The organism is Armatimonadota bacterium (genome assembly GCA_031081675.1).
Classification (GTDB): Bacteria; Sysuimicrobiota; Sysuimicrobiia; order Sysuimicrobiales; family Kaftiobacteriaceae; genus Calidihabitans; species Calidihabitans tengchongensis.
In genome coordinates, this window is record JAVHLZ010000011.1 from 1 (window position 1) to 12805 (window position 12805).

Consider the following 12805-nt stretch of genomic DNA (forward strand, 5'->3'; position numbering starts at 1 on the left):
ATCGACGCGCACTTCCCCCAGGGAGCCGGTCATTCTCGCCGGGTGGCCGATATCGCTGCCGCGATCGCCAGGAGGATGCGCCTGTCTGACGCCGAGGTCGAGGCCGTCGAACTCGGCGCGCTGCTGCATGATGTGGGCATGATTGGGGTGGACGTCGGGGAAACGAGGGTGCGCGATCCTGAGTACGCTGTCCGCCGCCACGTCGTGCTCGGGGCCGATGTGGCCGGCGAACTTCGCCGCAAGGATGTTCAGGAGATCGTGCTCCACCACCACGAGCGCTTTGACGGCACGGGTTACCCCCGGGGGCTCGGCGGGGACCGGATCCCTCTAGGCGCGCGGATTGTGGCCGTGGCCGAAGCCTATGACACACTGCTCTCGGGAGGGTCGGACCGCCGGGACCCGATGTCCCCGGCGGCGGCCGTGCGGGAGATTCAGGCCGGCTCGGGGACCGCCTTCGACCCGGCCGTGGTGAGAGCCTTTATGTCTCTCGTGGACGAATCGGGCCGCGTGGTGACAGACCGTGTGGCCGATAGTGGTTAGGCGGGGCTTTCGGGCTGTGTTGGGGACGGTCGCCGTGGCGGCTCCCGCGGGCGCACTGGCGGTGCTTCTCCGCCAGGGCGGCCACGTCGGCGACCTTGTCCTGGTGGGACTGGTCGTTCCGGCCGCCTGGCTGCGCATCACGTTGGAGCCGGCAGGGCACATGACACTGGCTCCGGTGGTGGTGGCGGCGTCCCTGGCAGTAGGCTCATGGGCCACCCCCCTGCTGGTGGCCCCCCTGGCGGCCGCTCTGGCGGGGGCGATCGCGCGGGAGCGCCCGAGGGAAGTGCTCCTGGCGGCCGGCGAGGAGGCCTTCGCGGCGGCGTGTGGTGTGGTCGCCGTCGCCGCGGCGACCGCTGCCAGCGCACCCTGGACGGCGCCGTGGGTGATGGGGCTGGCAGGCGGCGTGCTGGCCTATGTCGCCGCCCGGGTAGGCGTGACGGCGCTGTCCGCGCGGATGTTCGACAGGGTGGCCCTGGGCACGTTTCTGCGCAACGCGGGCCGCACGATCCTGCTGAACTATGCGCTTCTGTCGGCAGCCGGCGTGGGGTTAAGCTATCTGGTCTTCCGGGACGGCCGTGTCGGCTACTTCGCCCTGGCTCTGCTGGTGGTGGCCCTGGTGGAAGCCTATCACCCTTACAAACTGCTCAGCGACCAGCGGGAGGCTCTGTACGCCAGCCTCTCCCTGGTGGCCCGGGCCATCGACCTCAAGGACGTGTACACCGGCCGCCATTCCCGGGACGCGGCGGAGATTGCGGTGCGCATCGCCCGGGTCATGGGCCTGCCCGAGACCGAGGTGCGCAAGATCCGGTTTGCGGGCATTCTGCACGACATCGGCAAGGTAGGGGTGGACCGCGAGATCATCCGTAAGCCGTCGACGCTGACTGCCGAGGAGATGGCGGTCATGCGCACCCACCCGGTGATCGGCGCGAAAATCCTGGACTCCATCGAGTTGCTGGCCGAGGCGGCCGAGATCGTCCGTCACCACCACGAGCACTACGACGGGTCCGGCTATCCGGATGGCCTGAAAGGGGAGGAGATTCCCATCGGCTCCCGCATTGTGCTGGTGGCCGACGCCTTCAACGCCATGACCACCCACCGTCCCTATCGCCGGGCCCTGGCGCCGTGGGAGGCAGTGCGAATTCTTGAGGAGAACGCCGGTACCCAGTTCGATCCCGCTGTGGTCCGCGCTTTGAAGTCGGTCCTGCAGACGTCCTGACCCCGACGCGCTCCGCCGCCCGGCCTTCTCCCGACGAGTATCAGTCATGCGGGGGCCGCTGCGCGCGGTCCCCACAGGGGAGGCTCATTATATGTCCGCGGTCCGCGTGCAGTTGTTGGGGCGGCTGTCCGTCACGGTGGGGGCGGTGCCGCTGAGCGGCCTCACCGGCAAGGCGGCGGAGGCGCTGGCCTGCCTGGTCCTGGCGGGTACGGAGGTCAGTCGGGAGAAGCTGGCCGGGATCCTGTGGCCGGACACCGACGAAGGTCGGGCGCGGCGGAACCTGAGCACGGTGCTGTGGAGGTTGAGGGCGCGCCTGCAGTCGGCGGGCGGTCTCAGGCTCCACGCGCGGCCGCAGGCCGTGTCCGTGCGGGCCGATCAGGTGGAGGTGGACGTGGCCCAGTTCACCGGCCTCCTGGAGCGGGCCCGCAGTCAGCCGCCAGCCGACCGCTACGCCACACTGCAGGCGGCTGAAGGTCTGTACCGCGGCGACCTCCTGGAAGACGTGACCGCCGACTGGCTCGAGGACGACCGCCGACACCTGCGGGAGCTCTACCAGCAGACGCTGCGGGAGCTGGTGCGTCTGTCCATCGAGACTGAGGCCACAGACCGCGGCATCGCCTACGCCCGAAAACTCCTCCGTCTGGACCCCCTGGACGAAGAGGCCCATCAGAACCTGATGATTCTTTACCACCTGGCCGGCGACCTGGGGGCGGCTCTGGCGCAGTTCACCCGGCTCCGCCGGATCCTGAGGGAAGAACTGGGACAGGATCCCTCGGCCCAGACCGTGGCCCTGTGGCGGTACCTGCGGTCTCGCGCCATCGACGAAGCCCCGGGGCAGGGCGGTGGTCCCTCCAGCCCCGTGTTGAGCCGGCTGCCGGACGCGCCGCTGGTGGGTCGCCAGGCGGAGCTGGCCGCACTGCTGGACCTCATCGAGGGATGCCGCCGGGGCGCAGGAGTGGCCGTGGTGGTCCCGGGCGAGGCGGGAATTGGCAAGACCCGACTGGTCGAGGCGCTGGTCGTTGAGGCGCAGCTGCGCGGATTCGACGTGCTGGTGGGACGGTGCCCCTATCTGCAGGAGCCGCCCCCGTATCAGGTGTTTGTGCAGGCCCTGTGGCCCCGCCTGGTGCGCCTCGGTGGGGACCGCCGCGACGTTCCGGGAGCGCTGACGGCTCTCTTGCAGACCCTTCTTCCGGGCGTGTTCCCCGGCGACGTCGGCGCGCCGGATCCGGCGCGGTACAGCGGCGCGATCGTCGCTGAAGCTGTCCTCAGCCTGTTCGCCACGCCCTACGCCGATCGTCCCACGGTGGTGATTCTGGAGGACGCGCACCGGATTGATAAAGCCAGCCTCACCCTGCTGGCCGCATTGCTGGACCGCCTCCGGCAGCTGCGGGTGGCCGTGCTCGTGACCGTTCGCGTCGGAGAACCCGGGGCGGATGATGTCGTCCGGCTCGTGGCGTCGGCAGGGGGGGCACTCCTGGCGCTTGCGCCTCTGACCCGGGAGGCTACGGGTGCGCTGGTGCGGCAGGTCCTCCGAACCCGGCATCTGCCGGAATCCCTGGTGTCCTACATCTGGGACAGAACCGGTGGTGTTCCGCTGTTTACCCTGGAGTTTCTGAACCTGCTGCGGGCGGAAGGAGTCGTCTCCCGGGACGCCCTGGGCCGGTGGGCCTGGGTCCCGCGCCTTCAGGGGTCGACCGATGTCCGCCTGCCGGGCCGGGTGCAGGAGGTTGTGCGTCGCCGGCTGCTGATGCTCGAGCCCGAAACGCGGGATCTCCTGCACGCGGCCGCCGTCCTGGGCAGCGAAGTGTCCCGGGAGCACCTCCAGGAAATCACCGGACTGGACGACGAGCGCCTGATGGAGCTGGCCGACCGGCTGCGGTCGGCACGGGTGGTGGACGAGGTCCCGGGTGGGTGGCGGTTTGTGCACGAGAGCATCCGCCTGGTGGCCCTGGAGATGCTGGCCCCGTCCCGGCGACGCACCCTGCACAGCCGGGCGGCCTCTCTGGTGGAGCGGGTCCGCCCCTGGAACACCGAAGCTCTGGCCTGGCACGCCCGCGAGGCGGGAGACCGGGACCAGGCGGTGCGCTATGCGGAGCTGTCCGGGGACAAGGCCCGGAGTGTGCACGCCAATGCCGACGCCGCCCGGTGGTACTCCCGGGCCCTGGACCTGCTCCCGGCCGTTTCCGCCGACGCCACCCTCCTGCGGCGCAGGGTGGGCCTTCTGCTCAAGCGCCAGGCTGTCCTCGATCTGCTCGGGGAGCGCGATGCCCAGGGGGCGGACATCGACGCCCTCACCGCGGCCGCCGGGACGTTGCGGGACCGCCGCCTGCTGGCTGAAGCCCTCCGGCTGCGGGCCGGCCTGCTCCTGCGGTTGAACCGCAACGAGCAGGCGCTGGAGGCCGCCCGGCAGGCCACCCAGATCTCCCGGAGCCTGCGAGACCTCTGCGGGGTGGCCCGGGCCGCCGAGGTCAGCGGCCTGGCCTACATCAATATGCGCCGCTATGACCTGGCGCGGTCCACCATGCTGCGCACGCTGGCGGCCTACCGGAGGGCCCGGGACCGGGCGGGGGAAGCGCGCAGTCTGATGCACGTGGCCACGGTCATGGCCTTCCACAACGAGAACAGGCGTGCGCTGGCCTACCTCGACCGCGCCGCGGCGGTGCTCGAGACGCTCGGCGACAGGCAGTCCCAGGCCTCGGTCTACCTGTTGAAGGGCATTCTGTACCGGTTCCTGGGGCGACTGCAGCTGTCAGAGACCCTGCTGACGCGCGGAGTCGAGGCGTTGAGGCAGATCGGCGACCGGGTGGGCGAGGCGCGCGGCCTCAGCCAGCTGGCCATCACCCGCGCTGTCGGGGGGGATCTGCGCCGGGCAATCCTCGAAAGTGAGACCGCTCTGCGGACCGCCCGCGAGTGCAAGGACGTCCGGGCCCAGATCATGCTTCTCAACAACGCGGCCTACGGCGTGTACCGTGTCGTCGGGGCCTTCACCCGAGCCCGCCGCTACATCCGGACGGCTCTGCAGCTGGTGAGGGAAACGGCGGAAGCGGAAAACCAATCTGTCTACCACGACACGATGGCCGGGATCCTCCTGGATCAGGGACGGCCGCGGGAGGCCCTGGCCTGGGCCCGGCGGGCGGAGGCGCTGAATGCGGCGACGCGCAGGCCTACCTGGGTCGGCTTTGACATCCAGCACCGCCTGGGGGCCATCTACCTCGCTCTGGGGCAGTACCGGGACGCCGAGCGGCACCTGCAGAAGGCGGCGCGGGCCGTCACCCGCAGCGATGAGGTGGCCTCCCTGGCGGCAGTCCAGGCCGCGCTGGCCCGGGCGCGCCTGGGCCAGGGGAAAGTGGCGGATGCCCTCGCCCTCGTCCACCGCCTGTCTCGACTCTTGCGCAGGGTGGACGGCCTGGAGCGCGTCCAGCAGATCCACTGGACGCGCTATCAGGTCTACCGGGCGGCGGGGCTCGACCGCGCCGCGGGGGCCGCTCTGCAGCAGGCCAGCCTGGCGCTGTGGGCGCAGGCGCTGACCCTGAAGGGGCCGCTGCGCCGGCGGTTCCTGCGTCTGGCCACGTCCCGGGAGATCCTCGCGGAGTGTGCACGCCGGGGCGTGCCCGGCGCCGACGCGGCCGACATCATCCCCTCGGCCGGTCTTCCGACTCCTGCGACCACCGCGTTAGACGTGGCCGGTCCCGGCGGGATAGACAGGCGCCGCCTGCTGGCGGCCCTCATGCGGACAGGGGGGATGACGCGCCGGGACGCAGCCGCGCTGCTGGGGGTCTCCGAGCGCACCATCCGCAACGACCTAGCCGGTCTCGCGATTCAGGCGTCGGATGAGTCGGGGCGGGCTACGGCGCGTTTCCCGTCTCCGGCGGGGTCTGTGAGACCGGCGAGAGAGAGCCGTGGTACGGTCGGGGTGCCCGATGAGGGTTCCGGATCCCCCGGGCACCCAGATGCGTCGGTCCGGGGCTCTTAGGACACCGCCCTCCTGTCCAAGAGCAGCTGCCACGGGGGATCCGGACATTCTCCGGTTCGTGGTGGTCATCATCCGCACGGTCCCCAGCGGGCAGACGCGGTCATGGCAAGGGTCCGGGCAGAACGTGCGTTCTGGAGGTACCGGCTGCACTCGACGGTCCTGGACTCCATCGGGGCGGTCATTCTCCAGTCGCGGGTGTGCGAGCAGGCGGTGCAGTCCGGCGCGCCGGACTCGGTGGTGGAGGTCCGCCGGCTCCAGGGGATGCTGGCGGACCTGGAGGCCCTGCTGCGGGCGCTGGCTGCCTCCCGCCCGACGGGCCGGGCTCTGCGTCTGAGCGAGGAGATCCGCCGGCTGGTGGACCAATTCCGCCGCGCCCACCCCGCCATCTCCGTCGAGGTCACCCTCCAGGAATCGCCCGGACGGGTTCCCCACCGGGTGCTGGCGGCCGCCACGGTGGTGCTCCACGAGGCGCTGCTGAACGCTGCCCGCCACGCCGGGCCGTGCCGGGTCCAGGTCGTCCTGGCGGGTATTCCCGGGGGAGTGCTCCTGCGGATCCGGGACGACGGCTGTGGATTTGACGTCCGCACCCAGCCCCATCTCTCTGACCCTTCCTCCGGTCGCCTGGGACTAAGGCTGATGCACGAGCATGCCACGATGGCCGGCGGACGGGTGGAGGTCAGTTCCGCCCCCGGCCGCGGAACCCAGGTCACGCTGTACTGTCCGCTGCCCGCCGCCGCGCGCCGCGACGCCACCCGACCCTCCCCGATGGCCTAGCCGGCCCCCCGTCGGGGCGCGCCAGGGAGGGATGCCGGTGGCGGCGAAAACTATCGCCGATGCGTCCTGCGGTTGTCCGCCTGCTTGTGGCGAATCTCATCGCCACCTTTACGCTCATCGTCCTGGGAGGTGTGGTCCGCGCCACCGGGGCCGGGCTGGCCTGCCCCGACTGGCCGCTGTGCCACGGCAGGCTCATCCCGCCCCTGGAGCCGCTGGTGCTGGTGGAGTGGTCTCACCGGCTGGTGGCCTCGCTGGTCGGCGTCCTGACCCTGGCGGCGGTGGTGGTCGTGTGGCGTGACCCGTCCTCCCGGGCCGTCCTGGGCCGTCCTGCGGTGCTGGCCGTGCTCCTGCTGGCCGTCCAGGTCGTCCTCGGAGGCCTGACGGTGCGTCTGTTGCTGTCGGCCTGGCTGGTGGTCGCCCACCTGGGGGCGGCCATGGCCTTCTTCGCCGTGCTGGTGGTCCTGGCCGTCACGGCCTTCACCCTCGGGCCGGCGGCGCCGCCGCGGGATCGCTTCCGCTGGCTGGCGGTGGCGACGGCGGTGGTCGCCTACGGACTGGTCCTGGCCGGAGGATACGTCAGCGCCACCGGGGCCGGGCTGGCCTGCCCCGACTGGCCGCTGTGCTACGGCCAGCTTCTGCCGGCGCTGCGCGGTCGGGTGGGACCGCACCTGCTCCACCGGTTCAGCGCCGTGGTGGCCGGGGCGATGATCGTCGCCACCGCCTGGGTCGCCTCCCGCACCCAGGGCCGCCGTCCGGCGCTGCAGGCGACGTCGGCGGTGGCGGTGGGCTTGTTTGTGTTGCAGGTCCTGCTGGGGGCACTGAACATCGAGTATGAGCTCGCCGACGCCGTGACCGTCAGCCACCTGGCCACGGCGGCCGCCCTGCTGGGTACGCTGGTGGCTCTGGCCGTGCTGGCCTTCCGCCTGCCCGAAGGCGAGGTCCTCCCGGCAACCGCCAGGACCCGTCCCCCGGCGCGGACGCGGGCGCAGCGGGTGCTGGACTACGTGGCGCTGACCAAGCCGCGGATCGTGGTCCTGCTACTGGTGACCGCCCTGGCGTCCATGCTGATTGCCACCCCGGGACGGGTCTCTCCCTGGCTGGTCCTGCTGACCCTGGCCGGCGGCGCGCTGTCTGCGGGGGCCGCCAACGCCCTCAATCAGGTACTGGACAGGGACATCGACGCGCTGATGTCCCGCACCCGCAGCCGACCCATCCCTGCCGGCCGCGTGATCCCGGCCTATGCGGTGGCGTTCGCCGTCCTGCTGGGGGCGGGCGCTTTCGTGGAGCTGGCGGTGCTGGTCAACCTGCCGGCGGCGGTCCTGGCGCTGGCCGCCTTGCTGTTCTACGTCGGCGTGTACACCGTGTGGCTGAAGCGGCGGACGCCCCACAACATCGTCATCGGCGGCGCCGCCGGCGCGGTGCCGCCGCTGGTGGGGTGGGCCGCGGCCGCCGGACGGATTGACCTGCCGGCGGTGCTGCTGTTCCTGATCGTCTTCCTGTGGACGCCGCCGCACTTCTGGGCGCTGGCGCTGTGGAGGCGGGACGACTATGCCCGGGCCGGGGTGCCGATGCTGCCGGTGGTGGCCGGAGAAACGTCCACGCACCGCCAGATCCTGGCGTACACGGTGCTGCTGGTCGTCTGCAGCCTGTTGCTGTGGGCGCTGGGATACCTGGGGCCGCTGTACGCGCTGACCGCCCTGGGCCTGGGCGGGGGATTCGTGGCCCTGGCGGCGCGCCTGGTGCGCGAGAAGTCCACGCCGGCGGCGGTGCGGGTATTCGGCTACTCGGTGGTCTACCTGGCCCTGCTATTCGCCGCCATGGTGGCCGATCGGTTCCTGACCGCCTGAGACCGGCGCGCTCCGGGGGACGGTCCGGGCGTCCACGGCCAGCACGCCCAGGGCGGCTACGGTGACCGCTGGCGCGAGCGCAAACGCCCACGCCACCCCGTTTCCGGCCAGCACCCCGCCCGCCACCGGGCCCAGGAAGAACCCCGCATCTGCGGCCGCATTGAATCCTCCCATGCCGGCGACCATGTGTTCCCGGGGTGTGCGGGCGGCGACCCGCACCGACAGGCCGTGAGGTCCTGCCGCGCCGACGGCACTGGACAGGACGTTCACCGCCAGCAGCGCGGGAAACGAGTCCAGCAGCGGGGTGATGGCCACGCCCACGCCTCGGGCGAGAAAGGCGGCAGCCAGGACCCGGTTCTCCGGCACGCGGGTCCCCAGGCGGCCGACCGCTGCCTGGGCCACGATGAACGCCATGGCTCCGGCGGTGAAGATCAGGCCGATCTCCGCCTCCGTCCGGCCCCGGCCGGCGGCGTGGAGGGGCATGAAGGTGGCGTAGACGGAAAAGGCGATGGTGCTGCAGGCCGTCAGGGCCCACATCCGGACCACGCCCGGGCGGCCGCGGATCAGAGCCCGGTAGGACCCCAGCGCCCGCCCGCTCCCGTCGCGGATCGGACGCACGGCTGCCGCCGCCGGGGCCGCCAGCACAGAGATCAGGGCGGCGGCAAAGAAGGGGGCGGTCAGCGACAGGCGCTGGCCCAGCACTCCGCCCACGGCCGGGCCCAGCAGCTGGCCGACGCCGAAGTACACCCAGAAGATGGCCAGAATCGCCGGGCGGCGTTCGGGCGGCCCCGCTTCGGCCACCTCCGTCCAGACCACGGGCCACAGGATCCCCCGCACGGCCCCCAGGAGGAGCCGGGTGAGGTACAGGCCGGCCAGGCTGGCCGTCAACGGAAACCAGGCAAACATCACCGCGCTGCCCACCAGCCCCACCACGGCAGCCGCCCGCCGGCCGATCCGGGCGCTGACCGCCAGCGCCATCAGCTCGGTGACGATGAGGGTCAGCGAGAGGGCGCCGATGACGCCGCCCACGTGGGCCGCAGGCAGGCCGCGGTGGTCCAGGTACAGGGGGATCACCGGGGACGTGACGGTGATGGACATCAGCGCCCCGAGGGCGATCACGCCCAGGGCATGGATGCGCCAGCCGGCGCGGGCGTCGTGAGCCACGGAAGCGGCACCGGGGGTGCGGGGGAACGCGGCCGCCGGTCACCGGCAACCACCACGATGTCTCCGCCCATGATATTCCGGGAAGGACAGTAGTACAACCCGCACGACCAGCCGGATCGGGGGAGTCATGGCGTGCAGAACCTGCCCGACCTCAGCCAGATCGACTGGGCCAAACTGCTCTCGGTGTCGTTCACCCTCGCGCCGGCCGTCTACAAGTACCGGGGGGTGCTGGCGCGGGTGACCGACGTCCTGGCGGAGGCGGTGGGCCTGGCGGCGCTGGGGGGCGGGGTGTACGTCTACACCCGCACCCTCCCGCAGATCCAGCAAGCGGTTGCCCAACTGGCCGCCGACCCGGGCCTCATCACCGCCGAGCGGTTGCAGACCCTGGACCAGCTGTATTTCGGCTCCGTGGGGCTGATGGGGCTGGGCGGCATGCTGGCGGTCTTCGGCCTCATCGGCCGCATCGGGGCCAGCCTGGCGGGCCACCGGAACCGGGCGGGAGCACCCCCGCGGCGGAAGTAGCCGGCGCCGGGAGCCAGCCAGGTCGTCCTCCATTGCTTGACAGAGCAGGGGTCGTGGATACAATACGATCTGTCCCCATGACGCCCGTGTTCCCATGAGGTGACGTACAGGTGATCAAGCCGCCTCTGGAGGCGCTGCTGGAACGCGTCGGCAACAAGTATGCCCTCGTGATCGTGGCCGCCAAGCGGGCGCGCCAGCTGAAGGAAGGCGCCCTCCCGCTGGTGGACGTGGAGTCGTCCAATCCCGTCACCGTGGCCCTGGAGGAGATCGCCGCGGGCAAGATCCGGTTTGAGATGCCCAAGGTGGGAGTCAAGTAACCCCGACGGGAACCCACAAGCCGCGGGGGGCGTATCCCCAGGCGGGAGAGCGTGGACAGAATCCGGGGGTGGGTACTGGCGGGATTGGGGGCGATCGCCCTGGCGGGCGGTCCGCTGGTGGTGGAGCAGGTTGCGGGAGCCCTGCGGGTGGAGGCCGCACTGCCCCGGCCGGCGTTCGCCCCGGGGGAGCCGGTGGAGGTCACCATCGCCGCCGTCAACCGCGGGGAGGGACCCCTGGCACTGACATTCACCAGCGGCCAGCGGTTTGACCTGATCGTGCGCCGGCCCCGGGGCGATGCCGTCTGGCAGTGGTCCCACGACAAGGCGTTCATCCAGGTCGTCCAGACCGTCACCCTGCGGCCCGGGGAGCGGCTGTCGGCGCGCCTGACGTGGGACCAGCGCGACTTCCAGGGCCATCCGGTGGATCCCGGTCCCTACGAAGCGGTGGCGGTCTTCCTGGGCCGGGCGGGTCCCGGGCGGGAGATGCGGTTGCCCCCCCTGGCGTTCGTGATCGTGGAACGCTAGGGGGACGACGGCGCTGCCGGCATCACGAGATCCGCGATCGGGGATCAGGACTGACAGCCCCCTTCACTCTTCCGGGCCTCCATCGCGCCCCCCTGGCACGGCTGCGACCGGGTATCCCCTGGCCGCCGGCCTTCCGGGATCGGGGAACCAGGAACTACGTTGAAGGTTGAAGGTGAGTCCTTACCTCCTTCCCGCGCGGAGAAGGGACCTCATGCTGGGTCGCGTTCCCGCGCTTCCGCGGTCCCGCGCTTCCGCGTATAATGGGATCGCGTGGCGGCGTAGCTCAGTTGGTCAGAGCACGCGGCTCATACCCGCGGTGTCGGGAGTTCGACTCTCCCCGCCGCCACCACGCCCGGACAGGAGCGGGTCGCCGGGCCTTGCGTGGGCATGGCCCGGGAAGCCCGAGGAAGGTTGGTGGCGGCGGGGCGGCCAGGGGGCCGCTCCGCTTTGCCTTGGCCGAGGCTGAGGCGCGGCGAGGACATCGGTGGTACCTGGGGCCGACCTGGTTGACAAGGTAGAGCGCACCGTGCAGGCCCACCGGCTGCTGGACCCCGGGGACGGCGTGGTGGTCGCCGTCTCCGGCGGTCCCGATTCGGTGGCGCTGTTGCACGCGCTGGCGGAGCTGGCGCCCCGGTGGGGGTGGCGGCTGCACGTCGCCCACCTCAACCACCGCCTGCGGCCCGAGGCCGGGGATGAGGCCGCCTTCGTGCGGGAGATCGCCACCGGTCTGGGACTGGAGGCGACGGTCGAGGAGGCGGATGTCCGCGCGCTGGCGGCGTCCGAGAAGCGTTCCCTGGAGGACGCCGGCCGCCGGGCCCGCTACGCGTTCTTCGCCCGCGTGGCCGCGCTGGCGGGGTACCGGCGGGTGGCCACCGCCCACACCCGGGACGACCTGGTCGAGACCATGGTGATGCGGCTGCTGCAGGGGGCGGCGTGGGACGAGGCCGGGGGAATCCCGATTCGGCGGCCGCTGGGGCCGGCGGCGGTGGTGCGGCCCCTGCTGGAGTGCACCCGGCAGGAGGTGGTGGCGTTCCTGCGCCTGCGGGGAATCGCCTGGCGGGACGACCCGAGCAACCGCGATCTGCGCTACCTCCGCAATCGGATCCGCTGGGAGGTCCTGCCGGTCTTCGACCGCCAGTTTCCGGCGCTGCGGGAGGTTCTGGCCGACCTGGGCCACCTGACCGCCCGGGTGTCGGCGTGGCTGGACGACCTGGCGGCGGAGGCGCTGGCCCGGGAGGCGGCTCCCGTGCCCGGAGGGGTGCGCCTGCCGGTCGCCGCGTTCGTCCGCCACGCGCCGCCGGTGCGGCGACGGCTGCTGCGCCTGGCCGTGGCGCAGGTCACCGGAACATCCGCATCCATGACTCGCGTTGAAGAAAGTGGGGCATACGACGTGGCCCTGGGACGGCCTGGCCGGCAGGCGACGGGCGCGGGCTGGGTGGTGCGCCGGGCCTACGAGGCGGTGGAGGTGGTGGCGCCCCCGCCGCCGCCCGACAGCCGCGAATATCGCCTCCCGGTGCCCGGCCGGGTGACGGCGGAGGCTCTGGGCGTGGAGGTGCGCGCCGAGGTCGTGGACCGGGAGGGGGTCGCCCATCTTGAGACCACCCCCGCCCTGGCCTATCTGGACGCCGCAGCGGCGGGCAGCGAACTGGTCGTGCGGCCCTGGAGGCGGGGCGACCGGATCGTCCCGCTGGGTCTGCCGGGCAGCCGCAAGGTGCATGACATCTATGTGGACGCCAAGGTCCCGCGCTGGCAGCGTCCCCGCATGCCCGTGGTGACCGACGCCGCCGGCCGGATCCTGTGGGTGGTGGGTCACCGCGTGGCCGAAGCGGCCCGGGTGACCGAGCGCAGCCGGCAGGTGGTGCGTCTGCGGGTCGAGCCTCTGCGGCCGGCTTGAGCCCGCTTGATGTCCGGTGGGAGTCGGTGTATG

Annotated in this window: 10 protein-coding genes and 1 tRNA gene; 10 read left to right on the forward strand and 1 reads right to left on the reverse strand. The window is 71.9% G+C overall.

What is annotated here, in order from left to right:
- From RB150_05625 to RB150_05645, 5 genes are all read left to right on the forward strand, one after another.
- A partial coding sequence (locus RB150_05625; GenBank protein ID MDQ7820011.1) for an HD domain-containing protein occupies nt 1-540 on the forward strand: 540 nt, incomplete at its 5' end.
- A gap of 34 nt (nt 541-574) precedes the next feature.
- Nucleotides 575-1756, forward strand: coding sequence for an HD-GYP domain-containing protein (locus tag RB150_05630; GenBank protein MDQ7820012.1), 1182 nt, complete (start codon nt 575-577; stop codon nt 1754-1756).
- Between the two features lie 91 nt (nt 1757-1847).
- Complete coding sequence (locus RB150_05635; protein ID MDQ7820013.1) at nt 1848-5729, forward strand: AAA family ATPase; 3882 nt, start codon at nt 1848-1850, stop codon at nt 5727-5729.
- A gap of 102 nt (nt 5730-5831) precedes the next feature.
- Nucleotides 5832-6503: an ATP-binding protein gene (locus tag RB150_05640; GenBank protein ID MDQ7820014.1), complete on the forward strand. Its 672-nt coding sequence runs from the start codon at nt 5832-5834 to the stop codon at nt 6501-6503.
- A 59-nt stretch (nt 6504-6562) separates the two neighbouring features.
- Nucleotides 6563-8350, forward strand: a complete 1788-nt coding sequence (locus RB150_05645) for a heme o synthase (protein MDQ7820015.1) — start codon at nt 6563-6565, stop codon at nt 8348-8350.
- Here RB150_05645 and RB150_05650 read toward each other — a convergent pair.
- Nucleotides 8309-9514 (reverse strand): MFS transporter, encoded by a 1206-nt coding sequence (locus RB150_05650; GenBank protein ID MDQ7820016.1) that lies wholly within the window; start codon nt 9512-9514, stop codon nt 8309-8311. The genes RB150_05645 and RB150_05650 overlap by 42 nt on opposite strands.
- Nucleotides 9515-9646: 132 nt before the next feature.
- On the opposite strand from RB150_05650, the gene RB150_05655 reads away from it, so the two are divergent.
- The 5 genes from RB150_05655 to tilS all read left to right on the forward strand — a co-directional run bounded on the left by RB150_05655 (nt 9647) and on the right by tilS (nt 12772).
- Nucleotides 9647-10036, forward strand: coding sequence for a hypothetical protein (locus RB150_05655; GenBank protein MDQ7820017.1), 390 nt, complete (start codon nt 9647-9649; stop codon nt 10034-10036).
- Nucleotides 10037-10146: 110 nt separating this feature from the next.
- Entirely contained in the window at nt 10147-10353 is a 207-nt protein-coding gene (rpoZ, locus tag RB150_05660; protein ID MDQ7820018.1) for a DNA-directed RNA polymerase subunit omega, read from the forward strand.
- Between the two features lie 51 nt (nt 10354-10404).
- A complete protein-coding gene (locus RB150_05665; protein ID MDQ7820019.1) occupies nt 10405-10878 on the forward strand; it encodes a BsuPI-related putative proteinase inhibitor in 474 nt (157 codons plus the stop codon).
- A gap of 272 nt (nt 10879-11150) precedes the next feature.
- Nucleotides 11151-11227: transfer RNA gene (locus RB150_05670), tRNA-Met, on the forward strand.
- A gap of 135 nt (nt 11228-11362) precedes the next feature.
- The gene (gene tilS / locus RB150_05675) at nt 11363-12772 is read left to right on the forward strand and encodes a tRNA lysidine(34) synthetase TilS (protein ID MDQ7820020.1); all 1410 of its coding nucleotides are present in this window, start codon (nt 11363-11365) and stop codon (nt 12770-12772) included.
- Nucleotides 12773-12805: the final 33 nt, after the last annotated feature.